General features: G+C 44.2%; 23 protein-coding genes. 5 read left to right on the top strand and 18 right to left on the bottom strand.

Annotated features, from left to right (window positions below; genetic code table 11):
- Window positions 1-150 precede the first annotated feature (150 nt).
- A complete protein-coding gene (locus BLW60_RS05910; protein WP_074715272.1) occupies window positions 151-837 on the top strand; it encodes a hypothetical protein in 687 nt (228 codons plus the stop codon).
- 71 nt (window positions 838-908) lie between these two features.
- Here the strand turns inward: BLW60_RS05910 and rpsT are convergent, their stop codons facing one another.
- Window positions 909-1,169, bottom strand: coding sequence for a 30S ribosomal protein S20 (gene rpsT / locus BLW60_RS05905; RefSeq protein WP_072947633.1), 261 nt, complete (start codon window positions 1,167-1,169; stop codon window positions 909-911).
- A 226-nt stretch (window positions 1,170-1,395) separates the two neighbouring features.
- Here rpsT and gpr point away from each other — a divergent pair, with 226 nt between their 5' ends.
- The gene (gene gpr, locus BLW60_RS05900) at window positions 1,396-2,244 is read left to right on the top strand and encodes a GPR endopeptidase (protein WP_074715269.1); all 849 of its coding nucleotides are present in this window, start codon (window positions 1,396-1,398) and stop codon (window positions 2,242-2,244) included.
- Window positions 2,245-2,452: 208 nt separating this feature from the next.
- Here the strand turns inward: gpr and BLW60_RS05895 are convergent, their stop codons facing one another.
- Complete coding sequence (locus BLW60_RS05895; protein WP_074715266.1) at window positions 2,453-3,205, bottom strand: DUF2461 family protein; 753 nt, start codon at window positions 3,203-3,205, stop codon at window positions 2,453-2,455.
- A gap of 338 nt (window positions 3,206-3,543) precedes the next feature.
- Here BLW60_RS05895 and BLW60_RS16210 point away from each other — a divergent pair, with 338 nt between their 5' ends.
- Window positions 3,544-3,909: a hypothetical protein gene (locus BLW60_RS16210; protein ID WP_175460896.1), complete on the top strand. Its 366-nt coding sequence runs from the start codon at window positions 3,544-3,546 to the stop codon at window positions 3,907-3,909.
- A gap of 232 nt (window positions 3,910-4,141) precedes the next feature.
- Here the strand turns inward: BLW60_RS16210 and BLW60_RS05885 are convergent, their stop codons facing one another.
- The 3 genes from BLW60_RS05885 to BLW60_RS05875 form a co-directional block, all read right to left on the bottom strand.
- Window positions 4,142-5,437, bottom strand: coding sequence for a Sapep family Mn(2+)-dependent dipeptidase (locus BLW60_RS05885; RefSeq protein WP_074715261.1), 1,296 nt, complete (start codon window positions 5,435-5,437; stop codon window positions 4,142-4,144).
- A gap of 124 nt (window positions 5,438-5,561) precedes the next feature.
- On the bottom strand, window positions 5,562-6,692 hold the full coding sequence (locus tag BLW60_RS05880) for an ABC transporter ATP-binding protein (RefSeq protein WP_074715257.1): 1,131 nt from the start codon (window positions 6,690-6,692) through the stop codon (window positions 5,562-5,564).
- Window positions 6,693-6,804: 112 nt separating this feature from the next.
- Window positions 6,805-7,590, bottom strand: coding sequence for a pseudouridine synthase (locus BLW60_RS05875; RefSeq protein ID WP_074715254.1), 786 nt, complete (start codon window positions 7,588-7,590; stop codon window positions 6,805-6,807).
- 89 nt (window positions 7,591-7,679) lie between these two features.
- On the opposite strand from BLW60_RS05875, the gene BLW60_RS05870 reads away from it, so the two are divergent.
- Window positions 7,680-8,087 (top strand): DUF4830 domain-containing protein, encoded by a 408-nt coding sequence (locus BLW60_RS05870; protein WP_074715251.1) that lies wholly within the window; start codon window positions 7,680-7,682, stop codon window positions 8,085-8,087.
- 1 nt (window position 8,088) lies between these two features.
- Here BLW60_RS05870 and BLW60_RS05865 read toward each other — a convergent pair whose 3' ends face one another.
- Genes BLW60_RS05865 through BLW60_RS05855 form a run of 3 tightly spaced genes read right to left on the bottom strand, consistent with a single transcriptional unit; the run spans window position 8,089 to window position 9,768 of the window.
- Window positions 8,089-8,472, bottom strand: a complete 384-nt coding sequence (locus BLW60_RS05865) for a magnetosome magnetite crystal formation protein family (protein WP_074715248.1) — start codon at window positions 8,470-8,472, stop codon at window positions 8,089-8,091.
- A gap of 19 nt (window positions 8,473-8,491) precedes the next feature.
- On the bottom strand, window positions 8,492-8,968 hold the full coding sequence (nrdR, locus tag BLW60_RS05860) for a transcriptional regulator NrdR (RefSeq protein WP_074715246.1): 477 nt from the start codon (window positions 8,966-8,968) through the stop codon (window positions 8,492-8,494).
- A complete protein-coding gene (locus BLW60_RS05855) occupies window positions 8,965-9,768 on the bottom strand; it encodes a sugar phosphate isomerase/epimerase family protein (protein ID WP_074715244.1) in 804 nt (267 codons plus the stop codon). The genes nrdR and BLW60_RS05855 overlap by 4 nt, the downstream gene beginning before the upstream one ends.
- 160 nt (window positions 9,769-9,928) lie before the next feature.
- On the opposite strand from BLW60_RS05855, the gene BLW60_RS05850 reads away from it, so the two are divergent.
- Window positions 9,929-10,543, top strand: coding sequence for an MntP/YtaF family protein (locus BLW60_RS05850; RefSeq protein WP_074715241.1), 615 nt, complete (start codon window positions 9,929-9,931; stop codon window positions 10,541-10,543).
- Between the two features lie 2 nt (window positions 10,544-10,545).
- Here the strand turns inward: BLW60_RS05850 and BLW60_RS05845 are convergent, their stop codons facing one another.
- The 10 genes from BLW60_RS05845 to dnaN form a co-directional block, all read right to left on the bottom strand.
- A complete protein-coding gene (locus BLW60_RS05845) occupies window positions 10,546-11,346 on the bottom strand; it encodes a metallophosphoesterase (RefSeq protein ID WP_074715239.1) in 801 nt (266 codons plus the stop codon).
- Complete coding sequence (locus BLW60_RS05840) at window positions 11,343-11,807, bottom strand: hypothetical protein (protein WP_074715235.1); 465 nt, start codon at window positions 11,805-11,807, stop codon at window positions 11,343-11,345. The genes BLW60_RS05845 and BLW60_RS05840 overlap by 4 nt, the downstream gene beginning before the upstream one ends.
- Window positions 11,797-14,427 carry a DNA gyrase subunit A gene (gene gyrA / locus BLW60_RS05835; protein ID WP_074715232.1) on the bottom strand — a complete coding sequence of 877 codons (2,631 nt, stop codon included), beginning with the start codon at window positions 14,425-14,427 and terminating at the stop codon, window positions 11,797-11,799. The genes BLW60_RS05840 and gyrA overlap by 11 nt, the downstream gene beginning before the upstream one ends.
- A gap of 39 nt (window positions 14,428-14,466) precedes the next feature.
- Entirely contained in the window at window positions 14,467-15,054 is a 588-nt protein-coding gene (locus BLW60_RS05830; protein ID WP_074715229.1) for a hypothetical protein, read from the bottom strand.
- Window positions 15,051-16,982: a DNA topoisomerase (ATP-hydrolyzing) subunit B gene (gene gyrB, locus BLW60_RS05825; protein ID WP_074715226.1), complete on the bottom strand. Its 1,932-nt coding sequence runs from the start codon at window positions 16,980-16,982 to the stop codon at window positions 15,051-15,053. Before gyrB ends, BLW60_RS05830 begins: the two co-directional genes overlap by 4 nt.
- A 3-nt stretch (window positions 16,983-16,985) precedes the next feature.
- Complete coding sequence (locus tag BLW60_RS05820; protein ID WP_074715223.1) at window positions 16,986-17,549, bottom strand: transposase; 564 nt, start codon at window positions 17,547-17,549, stop codon at window positions 16,986-16,988.
- Window position 17,550: 1 nt separating this feature from the next.
- Window positions 17,551-17,811, bottom strand: a complete 261-nt coding sequence (remB, locus tag BLW60_RS05815; RefSeq protein ID WP_074715221.1) for an extracellular matrix regulator RemB — start codon at window positions 17,809-17,811, stop codon at window positions 17,551-17,553.
- The gene (gene recF / locus BLW60_RS05810; protein ID WP_074715219.1) at window positions 17,789-18,937 is read right to left on the bottom strand and encodes a DNA replication/repair protein RecF; all 1,149 of its coding nucleotides are present in this window, start codon (window positions 18,935-18,937) and stop codon (window positions 17,789-17,791) included. The genes remB and recF overlap by 23 nt, the downstream gene beginning before the upstream one ends.
- On the bottom strand, window positions 18,934-19,146 hold the full coding sequence (yaaA, locus tag BLW60_RS05805; RefSeq protein WP_074715216.1) for a S4 domain-containing protein YaaA: 213 nt from the start codon (window positions 19,144-19,146) through the stop codon (window positions 18,934-18,936). The genes recF and yaaA overlap by 4 nt, the downstream gene beginning before the upstream one ends.
- Window positions 19,147-19,235: 89 nt before the next feature.
- The gene (gene dnaN, locus BLW60_RS05800) at window positions 19,236-20,342 is read right to left on the bottom strand and encodes a DNA polymerase III subunit beta (RefSeq protein WP_074715213.1); all 1,107 of its coding nucleotides are present in this window, start codon (window positions 20,340-20,342) and stop codon (window positions 19,236-19,238) included.
- Between the last annotated feature and the right edge of the window lie 430 nt (window positions 20,343-20,772).

Raw genomic sequence — 20,772 nt, 5'->3', positions numbered from 1 at the left:
CAGATAGTCCTAATGATTTTTGTAAAGATTTACAAATTTGTAAATTACGCGGTAAATTTGTAAATTACGTGGAAAGTATTGACAATCATTCACAAAGAGAGTATAATATTTATAGGACATATAGTCCTATAACTTTTTTGGAGGTATATTATGATTGTCAATAATTTTATTTCTTTGGCTTTTGCTTTTATTCTTGGTGCTTCAGCTAATTCAGCTGCTATATCTGAAAACAATACGAAAAATAAAGAAAAAATAATAAAAACCGAAACATTTAATGCTTCATATAAAAATACATCTTACAGTGGAACCTTTGAGTATCTTGAATGTACTGCTAATGTATATAACAACAATAAAATAGAAATAAAAGTAACACATAATCCTCAAAGAGATTTTGGCGGAAGTCATACATATGAATTTGGAAAAATAACGTATCCCACAGATACATTCTATTCAAAAGTTAATTTATCAAATTCAATTTTTCACAATCCAGAAAATTTTTCAAAAAAAGAAATATATGAAAAAGAAAACGTTGGTTATGAATATAAATATTTTTCATCTGTTTACGGTATGGATAATACAGGAGAATTATTTACCATTACTTTAATACCAACTATATATTTAAATGAACCTGTAACTGTTAATGTTTTTGGACACGAATTATATATTCCATACGAATATGATCCTTATTCAGACTTTATTAACCGTCTTGATGCTGACAAAAATGGGCGTATCGATTCCGTTGATGCCTCTTGTATATTAAAAATATACGCTATCAATTCAACAGGCGGAAATATCGAAACAATAGGAGATTTATTAGATTATAAAAAAGGTGAATAAAACAAAATCCCCTTGCAGACCGTGAGTTGTCCGCAAGGGGTTTGATTTCTTATATGATCAAAAAAGACCTATTATTCAGCAGCATTGAGCTTCTTAGCGAGCTGAGACTTCTTTCTTGCAGCCTTATTCTTGTGCATAAGACCCTTTGCGCAAGCCTGATCAACTCTCTTGATAGCAACCTTGATTGCCTCTGCCTTGTCAGCAGCACCTGTTGCTACAGCTGCGTCAGCCTTCTTGAGAACTGTCTTGAGATTTGACTTTCTTGCCTTGTTAGCAGCAGCCTTTGTTGCGTTAACCTTTACTCTCTTCTTAGCAGACTTAATGTTTGGCATTTTGTTACACCTCCTTGAATTATGCAGGCGGAATAATCGTCCGCATTTTACAGATAATAGGAGCAAACACGGGTTCGTTCACTCCCGACAGCTGCAACGCACAGCTGCCATACTGAGACAAATATAATTATAACATTTTTCCACATTGTTTTCAATATCTAAAAGTGAAATAATAGTGATAAATTTTTTCCACAATTAAAGCAAAATGCACAATATGGAGGAATATATGGTTTTTCGCACAGATCTTGCACTGGAAAGCATCTCCTGTGACCGACTGCCCGACAGCGTTCACATCTCAACTCGCGGCAGGGCTTTCAGCATTACCGAGATAATCATTGACGATGACAGCTGCCTTTCAACCATTGGCAAGGGCAAGGGACGCTATATCACCCTTGAGGGCGGCAGTCTCAGCCGATTTTCCGATGATTACAAGCTAATGGCTCAGGAGCTGGCTGACGAGCTGTCGCGGCTTCTCCCTGAGGGTGATGTGCTCGTTGCAGGGCTTGGCAATAACGATATAACGCCCGATGCCATAGGTCCGCAGACAGCCGCAAAGGTACTTGCTACGCGACATCTCGGCGGTGAGCTTGACGCAGACGAGAAGATGTTCCTGACCTCGCTCCGAAATGTCAGTACATTCTCGGGCGGAGTTATGGGTCAGACAGGCATCGAGACTGCCGAGATAATCCGCGCTGTAGCTGCCGAAATAAAGCCAAAAGCTGTTATTGCTGTAGACGCTCTTGCCTGCAATGACATAAGCCGTCTCGGCACTACCATACAGCTCACGGATACGGGGATATCTCCCGGGAGCGGCGTTTCAAATCAGCGTATGGAGCTCTCGGAAAAACTTTTCGGCATTCCCGTTATCGCCGTGGGAGTACCCACAGTTGTGGATATGCACACTATCGTCCGAAGCCTCACGGGGAAAAGCATAAACAGGGAGCTGCCAAATATAATGGTAACTCCCCGTGATATCGACCGCCTCATCGAACGTGCTTCACAGCTTCTTGCTTTCGGTATAAACCTCGCTTTGCAGCCTACTCTCACCTTTGAGGACGTAAGAGGGCTGTTCTGAATTAGGAATGCGGAATTCGGAATTCGGAATTGTAAGGGCTGCCTATGGCAGCCCGAGTGATTAGTGATTAGTGCATAGTGATTAGAATGTTGGAACTGATACCTAATCACCCCGTAAAAAGTTCCGTAAGCGATGTACAGATATCGGTTTTGATGATAGTGAGCGAGCTTGCAAGCGACAACGTGGATAGGGTGCAGCGTCACGCTGCCTACCACATGAATTCTATGTCGGGGGCTTTTACCATGTTTATTTCGGGTTCGGGCTGGGAGAGCTGCTGCTCCTTTTCCTCTTTGAGTATGGCTTTGGCAAGCTCTTCAATTTCCACAATTTCATGGAAGTAATCGTTCAGCGGCTGTACTGCTTTGAACACCTCGGCGGTATGCTCCGCTATTTTTCGGCTGAAAAGCTCCTCGGGATCACTTACCTTCGTGTACACGCTGAGTCCCTTTTTTACGAAATATTTCTCCAGTTCGGGTTTCGGACAGGGCTTCTTGCGCTTGTATTCGTCACCGCCCACTGTGAGTCCGTAGTTTTCAACAAGTTCTGATATCATGTTGAGAAATGGCTCTGCGTCCTCTGCAAGCTGACTGCGGAAACGCTCCATAACTGCGGCTTCGGGCTTGGATATGCGGAAGCCGAACTCCGCTCCCTCAGGAGAAAGCTCAAAATACAGCGTGGGTGTCTTGTTCCAGTACCAAGCATCGTAGCGGACGTATATCCACATAGTGTCGCGGTAATGAAGATACGGAGCGAAATTCTCGTCACGGTATATCCTGCCCACCTTGTACATCATACCGTCAATATCGGCAAAGGGCGCAAAAAGCTCCTCACCCAGAGCCTTCATAGGCTCGAATATCTTCTCGGTATATGTCTTCTTACGCGGCTCGAACCAGTCCTTATTGTTGTTATGCCTTATGCCGAGGAGGAACTCCAACGCCTCCTGTGAAAATCCTTCAAACATTGTATCACCTTTCAATTTCAGAACTGTTTTTATTTTATCACAAGCTGTGACATAATTCAAGCAGAAACAACTTTTAACCAAAAAATTACAGCAATATAGTTCTAATTATATTTCACAAACGGGTGGAAAAGTTTTCAACACGGTGTTGAATTGGTTGTGGAGTCATATGTTCGATTGTTGATAACTCTGTTGAAAAGGTGGAAAACAACGTAAAATACACTTTCTGGAAGTGCGGAAAAGTTGAAAACCCTGTGGATAATCAGGGAAAAAGAGTAAACAATAAAAATAAGTTGTGGAAAACGTCTCCACAACAATACTCTGTAAAGGATATGATTTGTATGAAAAAGCTTTTAGCAATATGCTCCATATTTTTTACCGTTTGTGCAACTCTTACAGGCTGCGGCGATAACAGCGACGGCCATTATACAGATGACGGAAACGGCTCTGTAATTACTGACGGCACGACTGATAAAACGTATGAAAGCACTACCGACAGGAAAGGTGACGACAGCATTCGTGACCGCGTTGACGATGCCGCAGACGGTGTCGGTGACGCAGGAAAAGACGTCGTTGACGGCGTGGGAGATGCAGGCAAAGAAGTGATAGACGGTGCTCAGAACGCTGTTGATGACGTTATCGACGGGCTCGACGGCGACAAGGAACATGACGATAAAACTACCACAACTGACAAGAAAGACAGATAAACAAAGGCGGACATTGAGTCCGCCTTTTTAATGCGTAATGCGTAATTGTAGGGACTGCCTTTGGCAGTCCGTTTTTTTATAATTATGTATTAACAGGCGAGCTGAACTCGGGACGTCGAGGACGCCGTCCCCTACATTATTCATTCTCAACTCACAGGCGGCCCCTACAATTCGTTTCATGTTATTTGCATCGTAAAGCAAGACGGGCGCACATTGTGCGCCCTATATCTTTTCAACAGCAAAGCTCTGCAATAGCTTCTGCCATTATTTCTGCATTTTTCAGCAGATTAGCAGCCGTTATGAACTCGTCGGGACTGTGCATATGACCGTCCTCGTTGGGGAACTCCGCACCGAAGGCTACTCCGCCCTCGATCTCGTGTACATAAGTACCGCCGCCGATAGCGATACAGCGTCCCTTTTCACCTGTAACTCTCTCATAAGTTTTCAACAATGTCTGTACAAATGTTGAATTCTCGTCAGTGCAGTGAGGCTCAACTCCCTCGCAGGAGTCAACAGTAAAGCCTGCGCTCTCAAGTGCGCCGCAGATAATACTGCTTATCTCAGCCTTTTTGCGGTCAAGCGGGAAACGAATGTCGATACCGCCGTATATCCTGCCGTTTTCGGTGTTCAGCATGGACAGTACACATGTCATATCTCCCGATAACTCGTCAGAAAAGCCAAGTCCGCAGTTTTTGCCGTTGAACTCGCCGTGTGGGAAAAGTTCAGCCAGTCCGCAGAGCAGCATATTCTCGCCGCTATAGCCGTCAAGGAACTGAGTTATAGCGTTTTCGCCCTTTTCGGGAGTTGATGCGTGAGCCGATGTTCCCTCATAAACGGCTTCAACAGGCTCGTCCTCGTCACTGTCCATTGTTACCGTGCAGAACTGCGGAACTGCATTTATGACCGTTCCTGCCTGTATTTCAAGTATCTCATCGTCATCGAAATCCGATGAGAAATACACTCTCAGCATACCTTTTTCCGCGTTGATAAGCGGATACTCACCGTCGGGAGTGAACACCATTGGCGGTAATTCGCGCTTTTTGCGGTAATAAGCAAGGTCTGCGGAACCGTTCTCCTCGTTAGTTCCGAAAATAAGACGTATGCCCTTTTTCAGCGGCAGTCCCAGCTCTTTTACAGCTCTTGCAGCAAAAAATGCGGCTACAGCAGGTCCTTTATCGTCAATAGCTCCGCGTCCGATAAGCTTATCCGTATCTGCTTCGTAGCGCAGCACGAAGGGATCGGTTGTCCAGCCCGAACCTACGGGAACTACGTCAAGGTGCGTAAGTACGGCAAGCTCAGCAGGAAGATCGCTTATATCCGCAGAGCCTGCGTAGTTTTCAACATTATCAACTTTAAAACCTGCCTCCTCACACTTTTTCAGCATGACTTCAAGTGCTCTTGCAGGCTCTCTGCCGAAAGGAGCTCCCTCCTCGGCTTTTCCCTGTATACTGGGTATTGCAACGAGCTCAGCGAGAAGGTCTATCATCTCCTGTTTATGTGCTTCAAGGTATTTTCTTATTTCAGTCATTTTTGCCTCCGTAAAACTAAATAATACAAAAAACCGCAGTAAAAATACTGCGGTAATTTGCCTGTACACAACATCTCCCGACGGTGTGTACCAAGAAAGAAAGGATAAATATGAAAAGAATTAATCAGTTAACAATAGCCTTTTCAGTTTCCTTATCGAAGATATGGATCCTGTTAGGATCAATAGCAACCTTGATATCATCTCCGGGTCTTGCTGTTGATCTTGGGCTAACTCGTGCTGTGAGCGGAATACCCTCGCAAAGGAGATAGAGGTATGTCTCAGCACCCATCATTTCTGTAATTTCAACGTTTGCGTCGATAACGCCTGTTGAAGCATTTGAGAGATACATCTCTTCGTCGTGGATAGACTCAGGACGAACACCGAGAGTGATCTCCTTACCTACATAGTTGTTGAGCTCTTCGTTGACCTTTGACTCAGGAACGATGATCTGATATCTGTTTCCTCTGCCGTTTGTAGCACCGAATTCAACGATATACTGACCATACTCTTCCTTGAGCTCTGCGTCGATGAAGTTCATCTGAGGTGAGCCGAGGAAGCCTGCAACGAACTTGTTTACAGGATTCTCATAGAGGTTCTGAGGTGTATCGATCTGCTGAACGAAACCGTCCTTCATACATACGATTCTGTCACCCATTGTCATAGCCTCTGTCTGGTCATGAGTTACGTAGATGAATGTTGTACCGAGCTTCTTATGGATCTTAGCGATCTCGGTTCTCATCTGAGCACGGAGCTTTGCATCGAGGTTTGAAAGAGGCTCGTCGAGAAGGAATACCTTAGGTGAACGAACGATAGCACGACCGAGAGCAACTCTCTGTCTCTGACCGCCTGACATAGCCTTTGGCTTTCTGTCGAGAAGGTGTGTAAGGTCGAGTATCTTAGCAGCTTCGTTAACCTTTCTCTCGATCTCAGGTCTTGGAACCTTACGGAGCTTAAGGCCGAATGCCATGTTATCAAATACTGTCATATGCGGATAGAGAGCGTAGTTCTGGAAAACCATTGCAATATCTCTGTCCTTAGGTGCGATATCGTTTACGAGACGATCGCCTATATAAAGTTCACCCTCTGAGATCTCTTCAAGACCAGCGATCATACGAAGAGTTGTTGACTTACCGCAGCCTGACGGTCCAACAAGAACGATGAACTCCTTATCTCTTATCTCTAAATTAACATCTGAAACAGCAACAACGCCGCCCGGATATTTCTTATAAATGCCTTTAAGTGTTAAGCCTGCCATTTAATCCAGTCCTCCAGTTCAAAATATAATGCCGATTATTTTATTCCATTATCAGCTATGATAATATAATATCACATTTTTCATAACATTTCAAGTTGCTAAATCGCCAAACTTACAAAAGGTTGTTTATTAGATTTGCCGAAAAAATGGGCGAATATCGGTCACAAAAAGACTCAAAATCCTGTTCTCTGAACAAGTTTTCAACATCTTTGTGCAATAATTCCATACACTCTCCTATTGCCAGTTTTTCGGGCAGAACCAATGCTCCGAGAGAAACTCTCATAAGCAGCTCTACATGATTACCCACAGCGGCGAACATTCTTTTGACCTGATGATATTTTCCCTCGTTTAATTCAACAAAAGCCAGTCTATCGGTATTTTCGGCTTTTTTTACCCTTGCGGGGAGACAAGTCTCACCGTCCGCTAAAACTATGCCGTTTTCAAATTTGTTAATATAATTATTTTCAAATGGTCTGGCAAGTTTCACAATATAAATTTTGGGTATATGGTGTTTCGGAGATAACAAATTGTGCGCCAGTTCGCCGTCATCGGTTATGAGCAGAGCACCTATTGAATCCTTGTCGAGCCTTCCTGCGGGGAACATCCCCTTTGTACGAATTTCAGGGGGGAGCAGCTTCAGTACAGTATCGCCGTCCTTATCGTCAGTCGAGCATACATAGCCCTGTGGTTTGTTGAGGAGTATATACTTATAGCGCGAGCTGCCTATCTTCTGTCCGCAAACTGTTACATCTGCCGACTCGGGATCTATCTTGGTATCAGACTTTTTCACAACGACACCGCCGAGACATATCTTTCCCTTTGCGGCAAGCTCCTTTATCTGACTTCTTGTATATTCAGTTCTCTCGGAAATGAATTTGTCGAGCCTTATCTGTGCCATTGTTCCTCCTGTGGGCATATGTGCCTTTATTTATGAATAAGATATACTGATGCGCCTTACAATCCATAACAGAAACGGAGTTGTCCCTCATGAAAAAATTCACTATCATGGTATTTGCCGCAGCCGCATTTGCTCTTGCATCATGCGGAAAAAAAGAAGATACCCCCACACTGCTCCCAAAAGCCGCAGACGTTTCTCAACGCATAGATTATTTTGCTTCTCACGGCTGGGAAGTGGAAGAGATATCCGAAAAAGATATTCTTATCCCGAATGAATTTTCGGATATTTACGAGGAATATGCCGAAATGCAGGACAAACAAGGTCTGCCTCTCAGGAAATACTCGGGAAGGAATGCAAAGCTTTACACCTATGAGGTAAAGAATTACAGTCCCGAAAATATGAAAATGCTTGCAGAATTACTGGTCTGCGATGATACTGCTGTTGCCTCAATGGTCTACAGTGAGGACGGCGGCAGTATAAAAATGCCTGTAAGCTGACTCAGAATACGTTGAAAAGGCTTCCTACAAATGGGAGTCTGTATGCCTTGCCCTTTAAGCTCCCGATAATGAATGCAAAGTCTATGGCAAGTACAGCTATAGGGAAGCATATTCTCCATACGATAAAACCTATCACAGGTATTATTCCGATTATACCACAGATGATCGAAAGTGCGATAAGAGTTATGAGCCATATAAAGCTCTGATTTGAGTGGAATTTGCAGTATGCGGAATTGTTGTCGCTCACATACGGCAGGAAGAAAAGGAAAGGAAGAAGATACGCAAAAATAGCAAATACGCTTTGTTTGCTTATATCTTTGTCATCAAAAGTCCTTTCCGTATCAAGATCATTGAACTGTTCGAGTATGTTTTCAAGCTGGTCCATACACATATACCTCCATTATTTATTTTTCGGGATCGTTTCCCGATCTTTCACCATTATCATTGAATTCACTGATAGCGGCAACAAAGCTGTCGATATCCGTGAAGTCTTTATATACCGACGCAAATCTTATGTAGGATATTGGATCTATATCCCTGAGCCTGTCAAGTACGAGCTCGCCTATCTCGGACGACTTTGCCACCGTCCTCAGTGCGTTTGCGTAATAATTCTCAACATAATTCGCTATCTCAGTGACCTTCTCAGCAGAGACAGGTCTCTTTTTTATTGCGGATACTATACCGTTTATGAGCTTTGACTTATCAAACAGCTGTACGCTTCCGTCTCGCTTTTCCACCATTAAAAGCGGAACTTCCACTGCTTCATAGGTAGTAAATCTTTCTCCGCATCTTGTACATTCGCGCCTGCGCCTTGTCTTATCCTCAGCAGGACGTGAATCTATTACTTTAAGGTCTTCAAATCCACAGTAAGGACATTTCATTTTTTCTGCTCCCCGCCGTAAGGCTCGGTCATTTTAGTGAGTATATTGTAACTGGAAATGAGATCGCTTATGCCTGAAAAACCGCTTCTGTAAAGCTCAAGGACTACGCTGCAATCGGGATTATAGCCTGCGAGCTTTTCAAAAAACTGCTTAAAATTAAATCTTCCTCTGCCTATGAGCAGACAATCGCCCATTTCTCCAGAGTCGCTGATATGCACATGGGATATCTTGTCGCCGACTATATCAAGGAATTTAACGGGACTTTCGTTTGAACGTATCGCCTGCTTTGTATCAAGCACAAAGGCAAACTCATTGCCCAGCATATTCTTTATCTCTTTTACAAAGGCTGACGAACCGCTCCTGCACCTTGAGACATTCTCTACAGCTACCGTAACACCGAATTCCTTACCGAGACGATAAAGCTTTGAATACCTTTCACAGTAAAGCTCGGGAGTACATACCGATGAGGGTTTACCGCCGTGAAAAACGAAAATATCTGCTCCCACGATGTTCATAAAGCGGAAGTACAGCTTGTAATATTCAAGTATATCATTCATTCTGCGCTCATATTCCGAAAAGAACATCAGCGGCTCTATCTCACAGGTAAATGGGTGTACTGAAGGACACTTTACATCAAATCTTTTGAGAAGATTTGCCATACCGTGGGCATAGCCCTTTTTCAGCTCGGAATGAGTGTTAAGAAATATCTCTACACAGGAAACGCCGTTGACTGCAAGGTCATAAAGCGACTCCTCAAGGGGCTTCGGATACAGGCAAGCTGTTGAAACACCTGCTATCAATTCAACCCCTCCCTGCGAAAATTTTCTAATTAAATTATACTTGTATTTCCTCGGAAAGTCAATAGACTACAAGAAAATAATATCCTGAAAATGAAAAAATAACTGCTTTTATTGTCATATTATGACGGTTATGCATATGATAATGCGGAGGTGTAATATTTTGCTAAAAGAATTTTTTCTCGCTTTTATTGTCAGCATCGACATATACCTTGCGGCAGCTGCCTGCTGCAACAGCGGTGTAAAGATACCTTTGAGCTCCGCACTGGTAATAGATATGTTTTCGGCTTCTGTTTTATTTATTTCCATTATGCTTTCCGACTTTATCTCGGGATATATTACCTCGCATACTATCCACATCATCGGTACAGCAGTGCTTATAACCATAGGCTCGCTGAATATCGCAAAGAGCATACTGCGAAGCGTCATAAGGCATATTTCCGAAAAAGACAGTATTTCCGTGAAAATGGGAGAGCTTTCTGTATTCGTCAAGCTCTGTCTCGATGATTCCGCTGTTGATATGGACAGCTCAAAGGTACTGTCCATAGGCGAAGCAGCTGTTCTTGCTCTTGCAGGCTCTTTTGACTCTGCTGCAACGGGACTTAGCTGCGGCGGTAAGGATATATCCGCGCTCGGTGCAGCCGCAGCCGTTTTCATCTGCGGAGCTGCTGCGCTTATCCTCGGTTCGCTTACGGGCAGAAAAATATCCTCCATTAACCGTGACTTCTCATGGACGGGAGGACTGTTTCTCATTCTGTTTGCCGTTTTTTCGGCTTAGTATCATATCTCATACACAACTATCTCGGGAGGATCAAAAAGCCTCAGTTTTCCCAGACCTGCCGATACCAGAAGCTTCATATTGCCGTAGGTATAGACTCCCTTTGAGTTTTTAGGAAAGAATTTTCTCTCGGGTGACAGCATTGCGATACCGAAAATACGCACTGCTCCGCCGTGAACATGACCGCTGAAGGTATATTTCGCGCCCCATTCCGCATAGGCTTCCGCAAAAAACGGATTATGCGCCATGAGCAGCACCTCGCCCTCGGGACACTTTCCGAGCAGCTTTTCAAGGTCATCTGTCTTTATTACATCAAGGTCGCGGTAGCTGCCGTTTTTCTTGTAAACTCCGTAATTATCAAGGAGTCCGTATATTTTCAGATGTCTGCCGTTGATATTTATCTCGGAGCTTTCATTTTTCAGAAGTATGACATTCGATCTTTCAAACATAGCTTCCAACTCGGGGCGCATTTCCCCTGATATGCTATGCTCGTGATTGCCATATATCATATAAACGGGGGCTATCTTACAAAGCATTTTCAGCGTCATTTCTGCACATGAAAGATCCGTTTCATATCGTGTTATAAGGTCTCCGCTAAATATTATCAGGTCGGGAGACTGCTCCTTGACCTTTTCGCAGAGCCTTATGTTGTTTTTCCCGAATTGCTTCCTGTGTAGGTCTGAAAGATGAACTATCCTTATGCCTTTTCCAAGCTTTTCACGCCTTACTGTAAGGAGACATAAATTCTCGATAAGGGCATATATTACTAACAGAACAATAACGATAAGTATAATGTATTTCACTGTGTTTTCCTTTTTTCATCAAGTCTTTTCAGTATAAAATGATCTGCGGCTGCGAATATAAGCAGATACAGTGACGTGAAAACAAATCTTCCCGCATATGTGGCTATAGCCTCGCGGACTGTTCCCCTGTACTCGGCTTCTGGCGAAAATACGCTTATCTCAGGTGCTGCAAGCAGCATTATCACTGTCAGCAAAATACCAACAAGAAGCGGTATGACTACGGAGAATATGAAAAAGAACTTCCGTGAAAAGCTGCCCTCACGTCCGCCGTCAAGCTGTACAAAATGATACATTGCACATAGTACGAGGGGCGTCACTAATGTGATGCCCCATGCGTAACCTATTTTTTCGTATGCAAACCAATTTATGAACTGACAGAAAAGGCTCAGCACCGTTATTATCAGTGCTGTAAGGGCACTTTCTCCAAATCTGAGAAAGCTCCTCTCAGTCTTATTCCTCATTCTCCTCGTCCTCAGGGTCTGCTTCGATTATAACTTCGTTCTGCTCTTCAAGTGCAGCCTCAGCTTCCGCAGCCTTAGCCTGCTCTTCTGTGAGCTGCTCCACCTTTTCGGTCTCGGCATTATCGTCATGCTCTGCACGGGTGAATGCAACTACATTTGCGCCCTCGCTGACTCTCATTACACGAACGCCCTTTGCGATACGTCCCATTACGCGGATATCGCTTGCAAGTATTCTGATAATGATGCCGTCGCTTGATACGAGGATAATATCGTCCTCTTCGTCAACTATCTTGATGCCGCAGACGTGTCCGCGGATATCGTCTACCTTGTAGTTTGTAAGTCCGTAGCCGCCGCGGTTCTGTATACGATAGCTGTCAAGCTCTGTACGCTTGCCGTAGCCGTTTTCGGTAACTGTAAGGAGTGTTGCTCCCTCGCGGACTCTTGCCATGCTTACTACATAGTCGCCGTCACGGAGCTTGATAGCTCTTACGCCGTGAGCCGAACGTGAAAGTGCTCTCATCTTGCTTTCTTCAAGACGGATCACCATACCGTTATGAGTTGCCACAAAGAGCTGTGCATTGCCGTCAGTCATGCGAACGCCCTCTATCTCGTCGCCCTCGTCAAGTCCTATGGCGATAAGACCGTTCTTGCGGACATTCTTATAAAGCGAAAGATTAGTCCTCTTTATCTTGCCGTTCTTTGTGACCATAGTGATGAACTTGTCGTCACCGAAGTCTGTGGTCTTTATCATTGCAGCTATCTTCTCATTTTCTGTGAGAGGAAGCAGATTTATGAGGTTAAAGCCTCTTGAAGCCTTTGAACCGTCAGGTATCTCATAGCATTTGAGCTTGTACATGATACCCTTATTGGAGATGAACAGGATATTGTCATGTGAGCCGCAGATGAACATTTCCTCAACGAAGTCCTCATCACGCTGCTTCATACCTGTTATTCCTCGTCCGCCGCGGTGCTGTGTCTTGTACTCTGTAAGCGGCATACGCTTGATATAGCCGTTGTTTGTAAGAGTTACAACGCAGTCCTCCTCGGGGATAAGATCCTCGATATCAACTTCACCGCTGACATTTTCGATGTCTGTACGGCGCTTGTCGCTGAACTTCTTGCGGATAGTATTGAGATCCTCAAGGATTATAGCGTAAACACGGTTAACGTCTGCAAGGATATCCTCATAGTCGGATATCTTTGTGAGAAGTCCGTAGAGTTCATCGGTTATCTTCTGTCTTTCGAGACCTGTGAGCTGTCCTAAACGCATCTGTACGATAGCCTCAGCCTGTTCCTCGGAAAGACCTGTCTGTGCTTCGATGTGAAGTCCTGTAAGATCGTACTGAGCACGGTCAAGGAGTGCAGACATATCAACGTCGCTGAAACGCTCCATCATGCGTGTCTTTGCTTCCTGTACAGTCGCACTTGAACGGATTATTGCGATAACTTCGTCGATATAATCAGCAGCAAGCACGAAGCCCTGCAAGATATGAGCTCTTTCGAGAGCCTTTCTCAGGTCGAAGCGAGTTCTTCTCTGTATTACGTCTACCTGGAAGTCGAGGTAGTGCTGGAGCATCTGCTTCAGTGTGAGTATCTTTGGCTCGTTGTTTACGAGAGCAAGCATGATTATGCCCACTGTGTCCTGAAGCTGTGTAAGTGCAAAGAGCTTGTTGAGAACGATATTCGGGATAGCGTCCTTTTTAAGCTCGATAACTACTCTCATACCGTCCTTGTCGGACTCATCGCGGAGGTCGTAAAGTCCCTCTATACGCTTGTCTCTTGCAAGCTGGTTGATGCTCTTGAGGAGTCTTTCCTTACGGAGCATATAAGGTATCTCGTCGATAATGATGCAGTTCCTGCCCTTTATCTCCTCGAAGTGAGTACGGCTGCGGAGAGTGATCTTGCCCTTACCTGTAGCGTAGGCAGCACGTATGCCTGCTCTGCCCATGATTATGCCGCCTGTAGGGAAATCAGGTCCCTGAATGTGCTCCATGAGCTGTTCAAGAGTGCAGTCGGGATCGTCTATAAGGAGCTGCAAAGCGTCTATTACCTCGCCCAGATTGTGGGGAGGAATATTTGTAGCCATACCAACAGCGATACCAACAGAACCGTTTACAAGAAGGTTCGGGAAACGCGAAGGAAGTACGGAAGGCTCTTTGAGACGGTCATCGTAGTTTGATGTGAAATCAACAGTCTCCTTGTTGATATCCGTGAGCATATCAAGAGTGAGCTTAGCCATTTTAGCCTCGGTATAACGGTAAGCCGCAGGGCCGTCACCGTCTATGGAACCGAAGTTTCCGTGACCGTCAACAAGGGGATAGCGCATCGAGAAATCCTGCGCAAGTCTTACAAGTGCGTCATATACCGACGCATCGCCGTGTGGATGATAACGTCCCAGAACCGCACCGACTGTATCGGCGCACTTACGGTATGGCTTCTCGGGAGTAAGTCCGTTTTCATGGAGCGTATACAGTATTCTTCTGTGTACGGGCTTCAGACCGTCTCTTACATCGGGAAGTGCTCTGGAAACAATTACCGACATGGCGTAATTGAGCATGGAATTTTCCATTTCGTCAACTATCTCGGTATTTATTACCTTTGAGTTGTCATTGTAAAGCATTTTTTCCTCCTGAGAGAATGTATTTTAATTTATGGTCTTTCAATTCTTTATATCTCTTACGATCTTCAGTTCAGACTCGGAAAAGCCTTCCTTCGGGAGTATGTAGAATGACTCTTTTCCTGCAAGCATCAGGAAGAACTTGTCATACTCCATGAGCTGAAAGCCTTCATCGACTTTAATTCTTGTCTTTTCCGGCAGAGGATCTTCATTCTGAACGCTTTCTTTTTCTTCCTCAGAGATATCGCTGAGGTCTTCGGTAACTGTTGATATATCAACAAATTTATCGCCTATGCCTATCTTATAGACAGGCTCGCCCAGTGCTCTTACGGATTCGGTAAGATTGCGGCGCATTTTTTCGGGAGTATACCACTCCTTGAAAGCAAATGCTGCTGCCATAATAAAAGCGATGTAGGTTATGTATTTCTGCTTCTTTGAAGCATCACTCATTACGATAACGCCGAATATCAGTATACCCAGTGCCAATGCTGCAAAAATCACCATATATGCCCTGCTTTTGGGATATATGAACTTTTTCTGGAAAGCACGGTAGGCTTCGCGGAAAGTATCCACGGATAATTTATATTCTTTTTCGAGTTTGTAGTTTTCTTCCATAGATGCTCCGATCATATATCAAGATCCTGTGCGAATTTAGCGTTTTTCTCGATGAAATTACGTCTTGGCTCTACCTTATCGCCCATGAGTATGCTGAATGTCTCGTCAGCCTTTAAAGCGTCCTCCATGCCTATCTTAACGATAGTACGGTGCTCGGGGTCCATAGTAGTTTCCCAGAGCTGTTCGGGGTCCATCTCACCAAGACCTTTGTAACGCTGAACTTCTACGTCCTTGTACTTTCCGTCCTCGGAAAGCTCTGAGATGTACTTGTCACGCTCCTCGTCGGAGAATGCGTAGTATACCTTTTTCTTGCGCTCAACTCTGAAAAGAGGAGGCTGTGCTATATAAACGTTTCCGTTGGTGATGAGAGGTCTCATGTAACGGAAGAAGAATGTGAGCAGGAGAGTTCTGATGTGCATACCGTCAACATCGGCATCAGCCATGATGATGACTTTGCCGTAACGGAGCTTTTCTATATCGAAATCCTCACCTATACCTGTACCAAGTGCAGTAACAACAGGTTCGAGCTTGTCGTTGCCGTATATCTTGTCGATACGAGCCTTTTCAACGTTGAGCATCTTGCCCCAGAGTGCAAGGATAGCCTGAAAGCGTCTGTCACGTCCCTGCTTTGCAGAGCCGCCCGCAGAATCTCCCTCGACGATGTATATCTCGGTGTATCTTGCGTCACGCTCGGAGCAGTCCGCAAGCTTTTCGGGCATGGAAGCATTTCCGAAAGCGTTCTTCTTACGCTCTGCCTCTCTTGCGCGCTTTGCAGCTTCACGGGCTTTAAGTGCGGACAGGCTCTTCTCGAAAATAAGGTTTGCAGTCTCGGGATTTTCCTCAAGGAAATTCATGAGCTTTTCCTGCACCATTTTCTCGATGAACGGCCGTACTTCGGGATTTCCGAGACGTCCCTTTGTCTGTCCCTCAAATTCGCACTCGGTAAGCTTTACGGAGATTATGGCTGTAAGACCTTCGCGGACATCTTCGCCTTTCAGCTTATCCTTGGGATCTTTTATCTTGCCCATTTTCATACCGTAATCGTTTATTACCTTGGTAAGTGCGTTCTTGAAGCCTGTTTCGTGAGAACCGCCGTCCTTGGTATGGATATTGTTTGCAAATGAAAGTATAACTTCGTTATAGCTGTCGTTGTACTGGAGAGCTATCTCAGCGAAAGAGTCGCCCTGAGTACCCGAAATGTAAATAACATCGCCGCTGATAGCTTCAAGCTCGCGTGTTTTGTGGATATGCTCTACGAACTGACGGATACCGCCCTCATAGTGGAGAGTTTCGCCGAGGATATTCTCCTTGTCGCGCTTATCCGAGAATATTATCTTTATGCCTGCGTTTAGGAAAGCCTGTTCACGAAGCCTTCTGAGAAGTATCTCATAGCTGTAGACGGTAGTCTCGAATATCTCGTCATCAGCCTTGAACATTACGGAAGTACCTGTTTCTGTGGTATCGCCGATAATTTTAAGCTGTTCGTCATAGTGACCGCGCTCGAAACGCTGGAAGTAAACGTGCTCGCCGTCCTTTACGGTAAGCTCCAGCCATGATGAAAGAGCGTTAACTACGGAAGCTCCGACACCGTGGAGACCGCCTGATACCTTATATCCGCCGCCGCCGAACTTACCGCCTGCGTGGAGAATGGTATAAACAACGGTTGCTGCGGAGATGCCCTCCTTCGGGTGGATACCTACAGGTATACCACGTCCGTTATCTGAAACGCGGATAATATCTCCTTCAAGTATCTCGACAGATATCTCTGTACAGTAGCCTGCAAGAGCTTCGTCGATAGAGTTGTCCACTATCTCGTATACAAGGTGGTGGAGTCCCCCCGGACCTGTCGAGCCGATGTACATACCCGGTCTTTTGCGGACCGCTTCAAGTCCTTCAAGGACTTGTATGTCGTTTTCATCGTAGTTGTTGTTCTGCTGACTCATGATTTACCTCCAATAATTTTGGTTGTATATGTCATTTACCCAGTTTATGGGATTATTGTCAATGTAATCGCAAATTTCAAGGAATTCCTTTTCATTGCGGATAATGTGGTCGTGGAATGATTTTTGCCATATAGAAAAACCGATTTGTTTTGTTGAAATTGATTTCAATCCGTTTATTATTTGTGAAATGGATTTTGTAAGGAACGCCGCCCTCGGCGTTCCGTTTTTCAACGGTTTATCCCAAAAATCCGATACAAATAATATCATATGGATATGATCGGGCATAATAACGTATTTTGTAACAGAAACATATTTGTATATTTCATTTATTTTTTTGATATTGATATTTACGATTTCACCGTATTTTGTCAGTTTTACGTGCGGAACGTCAAATATACCGTTTTCCGTTATTGCATTTCGCGGAACGCCGAGGGCGGCGTTCCCTACAGACGATACCTTCGATAAATACGGTACTCTGTCTTTTGTGCATATGGTTATGAAATACAGACCGTTACGTGAATAATCGTAATTTTCCAGCCTGTTCAGTTTTCTGTCAGGTCTGTCCATTTCAGAAGCCGCCGCCCTCTTTGAGGCGTTTCCTCAAAGTTGCTGCCGATAACTGTGATATATATACTCTCTCAATGCCGTTTTTTACTGTTACTATAAAGCTTTTCGGCATTTCGTAGGTGGTGTAGATACAGTGTTTTTCCTTTTCTGCTCTTTCAAGCAGCTTCTTGGTACACTTTTCAACAGTTGTATTCTCAATGTCGAAAACTCCCACTATATCTCTTACATCTACAGAGTAGTTATTCCCTATGTGCAGATACATTTTCTTCCACCTCAGATATGCTGCCGCCGCTTATATGCAGGACCTTTCCCTTTATCTCGGGAAGAAGCGCGTTTTCATTGGGAGTCGTGATGAACACCTGCATATCCTTTATCATATCGAACACGAACCGCTGACGGCTTTCGTCAAGCTCGCCCATAACATCATCGAGGAATATAACAGGTGCGTCCTTTGACTTCTGCATGAATATCTCTGCCTGTGCAAGCTTCATAACAAGAGCCGCACTCTTTATCTGTCCCTGTGAGCCGTAATCTTTAGCACTCACACCGTTTATTTTTATTATTATCTCATCGCGGTTAACACCTGCGTGGGTGCTTCCCGTTCTGATGTCGTAATCTGCTGTTTCGGCAAGCTTTCTGTAATACTGCTCGTAAGCTTCCTCACCGCAGGGCTTTTCAAAGTCCTCGGATCTGAAAACATTTGACTTGTATTCCAGTTCAAGCTCCTCGCTGCCGCCAGAAATAGTACGGTAAAGTCTGCCGCATATCTCATTGATCTTCTTTATATACTCGCTTCGCATATAGGATATGACAGCTCCCTCATGTGAAGCCTGTCTGTCCCATATCTCGAGGATGCTTCTGTCGGTATTTCCCTGCATTATGCCTTTGAGAAGAGCATTTCGCTGATTCATTATGGCATTGTTCTTATTTATGTGCATGACGAACACGGGATTTAGCTGTGAAGCAGCCATATCCACGAAATTACGCCTTTTTTCGGGTGACCCCTTTACAATATCCGTATCATCGGGAATGAATGCGATACACTTGAAAACATCGAAAAGTGCTCTCGTACCCTTCTGTTTTACGCCGTTAAGTGTGATATTCTTGGGATTTGCCGCAGTTCTGGTCATCTCAAAGGAAATTTTCTGTTCGCGGACGCTGTCGAGTATCTTTATCCGTGACTGCATACGCTCTCCGCCGAGGCAGATATAGTCCTTTTCCTTTGAGCCGCGGAAGCTCTTACAGCCCGAAAGTATCCACATCGCTTCAAGGAGATTAGTCTTTCCCTGTGCATTTGATCCTACGATGATATTGTACTTGGGATCGGGTGAAAAGGAGATACCTTTCAGATTTTTGAAACCGTCGATGTCAGCATATGTGACTATCACTCTACGATTACCTCTTGACCGTCAAGCTCCACTTTATCGCCCGGACGTATCTTTTTGCCGCGCATGGTGCATACTTCGCCGTTAACGAGGACTTCTCCGTCCTGTATGAGCTGCTTTGCTTCTCCGCCCGAACCCACAAGTGAAGCAAATTTCAGAAGAGCATCAAGCTTTATGAACTCGGTAGTGATCTTTATTCTGTTTTCAGGCATTTTCTTCACCTCTTCATTTCAGCCTTTAGCCGTTAGCCATGAGCCCTTAGCCGTTGGCTAATAACTAAAGCCTGATGGCTATATTGATATCAGCCCTTGAGCTGTATTGGCATTACGAGGAATATGAAGCTTTCGCCCTCAAGCGGAAGTATCTCTATTACCTTCATTGCGCCGTTGAAGCGTAAGCGTACCTTATCTCCCTCTGCGGCTTTGAGAGCTTCGAGGATAAGCTTGTTATTGAAGCCGATAGTTACAGTTTCACCCGAAATATCGGCGGATATAGCGTCATTTATCTTACCTATGCCTGTTTTGCAGTTTATCTTTATCACGCCGTTTCCGACTTCGCAGCGTATTGGCGACTTGTTCTTATCGTCGATAAGGAGCGAGCATCTTTCAAGACAGGTGGTGAAATCTCTCTTGCTGACAATGACTTCTGTCTTGCAGCCGCTTGGTATGCTGAGCTTGTAGTTATGGAAAACTCCTTCGAGGAGTCGTGATATCACGAAAACATTGCCGATCTCGAAAATAATGTGGCGGTCGTTGGTGCAGATAGTACACATCTTCTCGTCGTCATCGTCTCTGATTAGTGTGGAAACTTCAAGGAGAGCCTTTTTCGGTACTACGAAATGATATTTCTCGGTGCAGTCGGTAAGCTCATTTCTGATAGCGAGTCTGAAGCCGTCTATTGCTACCATATTGAAGCTGCCCTCCTCAATATCAAAGAGTTCGCCTGTGAGAACAGGTTTGCTTTCATTGAGTGAAGCAGCGTAGCTTGTCATATTTATCATTGATTTGAGTATGCTCTGCTTTACAGAAAAGCTTCTTGCAGAGTCTACCTTTGGAAGCTCTGGATATTCGTTAGCTGACATTGCAGGGAAGCTGCACTCTGTAGCACTGCATGAAATAGTGATAACAAGATTTTCGTCGATATCGAATTTTATCTCGTCACCTGACATACGTCTTGTGAATTCGCTGAAAAGTCTTGCACTTACTACAAATTCGCCTTCGCCCTCAGTCTCTGCGTTTATAGAAGTGCGTATACCCATTTCAAGATTATAGGCAGTAAGCTCAACGCTTCCTGCCGATATTCTTACTTTTATTCCCTCAAGTGCCGGAATAGTTGATTTCTGTGAAACTGCCTTTGAAACATTGCTGATAGCTTCACTTATTTCTGTTTTGTTGCAAATGAACTTCATTATATTTTTCCTCCGTGGAAATTCTTAGCCGAAGGATAAGCTAAGATAAGATAAGTATAATATTATTGTTGTTGTTATTGTGTCGGTGGAAAAGTTAGGATCGGCAGAATTTGAAGATATACGCCGCAAAGCTCGTCCACACAGGGGTGTTGTGAAATTCTTGAAATTGAGGAAAACTTTTCGGGGAGTGATTTTTCATGTTTAATCAGTCGAATATTGTGGAGTTGAAAAGGAAAAAAAGTTGAGAAAAAAGTGGAAAGACGAAATTGGTAATATTTTTTGTCAGAGAATTTCACAGTGATGTTAAGTGTTGAATGTTTTCTGTGTTGAAATGATATCCGACAGTAAAAATATGAATAGACTGAAATGCATTTTTATGTCGGGGAAAATCAACACGGAAAGTTTTAAAGATAGTTTTAAACACAGTGTT

Origin of the sequence: Ruminococcus flavefaciens (assembly GCF_900108555.1) — a bacterium.
GTDB lineage: Bacteria > Bacillota > Clostridia > Oscillospirales > Ruminococcaceae > Ruminococcus > Ruminococcus flavefaciens_P.
Note: the sequence above shows the minus strand (reverse complement) of the source record. Positions and strands in the feature narration are given on the sequence as shown.

Excerpts from the sequence above, each read along its gene's own strand:
- BLW60_RS05875 (WP_074715254.1), bottom strand. The coding sequence starts at position 7,590 with ATGGCACAGATAAGGCTCGACAAATTCATTTCCGAGAGAACTGAATAT.
- BLW60_RS05830 (WP_074715229.1), bottom strand. The coding sequence starts at position 15,054 with ATGATCGGAGCATCTATGGAAGAAAACTACAAACTCGAAAAAGAATAT.
- BLW60_RS05895 (WP_074715266.1), bottom strand. The coding sequence starts at position 3,205 with ATGTTTGAAGGATTTTCACAGGAGGCGTTGGAGTTCCTCCTCGGCATA.
- gpr (WP_074715269.1), top strand. The coding sequence starts at position 1,396 with ATGGTTTTTCGCACAGATCTTGCACTGGAAAGCATCTCCTGTGACCGA.
- BLW60_RS05885 (WP_074715261.1), bottom strand. The coding sequence starts at position 5,437 with ATGACTGAAATAAGAAAATACCTTGAAGCACATAAACAGGAGATGATA.
- nrdR (WP_074715246.1), bottom strand. The coding sequence starts at position 8,968 with ATGAAATGTCCTTACTGTGGATTTGAAGACCTTAAAGTAATAGATTCA.
- dnaN (WP_074715213.1), bottom strand. The coding sequence starts at position 20,342 with ATGAAGTTCATTTGCAACAAAACAGAAATAAGTGAAGCTATCAGCAAT.
- BLW60_RS05840 (WP_074715235.1), bottom strand. The coding sequence starts at position 11,807 with ATGAGGAATAAGACTGAGAGGAGCTTTCTCAGATTTGGAGAAAGTGCC.
- gyrA (WP_074715232.1), bottom strand. The coding sequence starts at position 14,427 with ATGCTTTACAATGACAACTCAAAGGTAATAAATACCGAGATAGTTGAC.
- rpsT (WP_072947633.1), bottom strand. The coding sequence starts at position 1,169 with ATGCCAAACATTAAGTCTGCTAAGAAGAGAGTAAAGGTTAACGCAACA.
- remB (WP_074715221.1), bottom strand. The coding sequence starts at position 17,811 with ATGTATCTGCACATAGGGAATAACTACTCTGTAGATGTAAGAGATATA.
- BLW60_RS05910 (WP_074715272.1), top strand. The coding sequence starts at position 151 with ATGATTGTCAATAATTTTATTTCTTTGGCTTTTGCTTTTATTCTTGGT.
- yaaA (WP_074715216.1), bottom strand. The coding sequence starts at position 19,146 with ATGCCTGAAAACAGAATAAAGATCACTACCGAGTTCATAAAGCTTGAT.
- BLW60_RS05880 (WP_074715257.1), bottom strand. The coding sequence starts at position 6,692 with ATGGCAGGCTTAACACTTAAAGGCATTTATAAGAAATATCCGGGCGGC.
- BLW60_RS05865 (WP_074715248.1), bottom strand. The coding sequence starts at position 8,472 with ATGGACCAGCTTGAAAACATACTCGAACAGTTCAATGATCTTGATACG.
- gyrB (WP_074715226.1), bottom strand. The coding sequence starts at position 16,982 with ATGAGTCAGCAGAACAACAACTACGATGAAAACGACATACAAGTCCTT.
- BLW60_RS16210 (WP_175460896.1), top strand. The coding sequence starts at position 3,544 with ATGAAAAAGCTTTTAGCAATATGCTCCATATTTTTTACCGTTTGTGCA.
- BLW60_RS05870 (WP_074715251.1), top strand. The coding sequence starts at position 7,680 with ATGAAAAAATTCACTATCATGGTATTTGCCGCAGCCGCATTTGCTCTT.
- BLW60_RS05820 (WP_074715223.1), bottom strand. The coding sequence starts at position 17,549 with ATGGACAGACCTGACAGAAAACTGAACAGGCTGGAAAATTACGATTAT.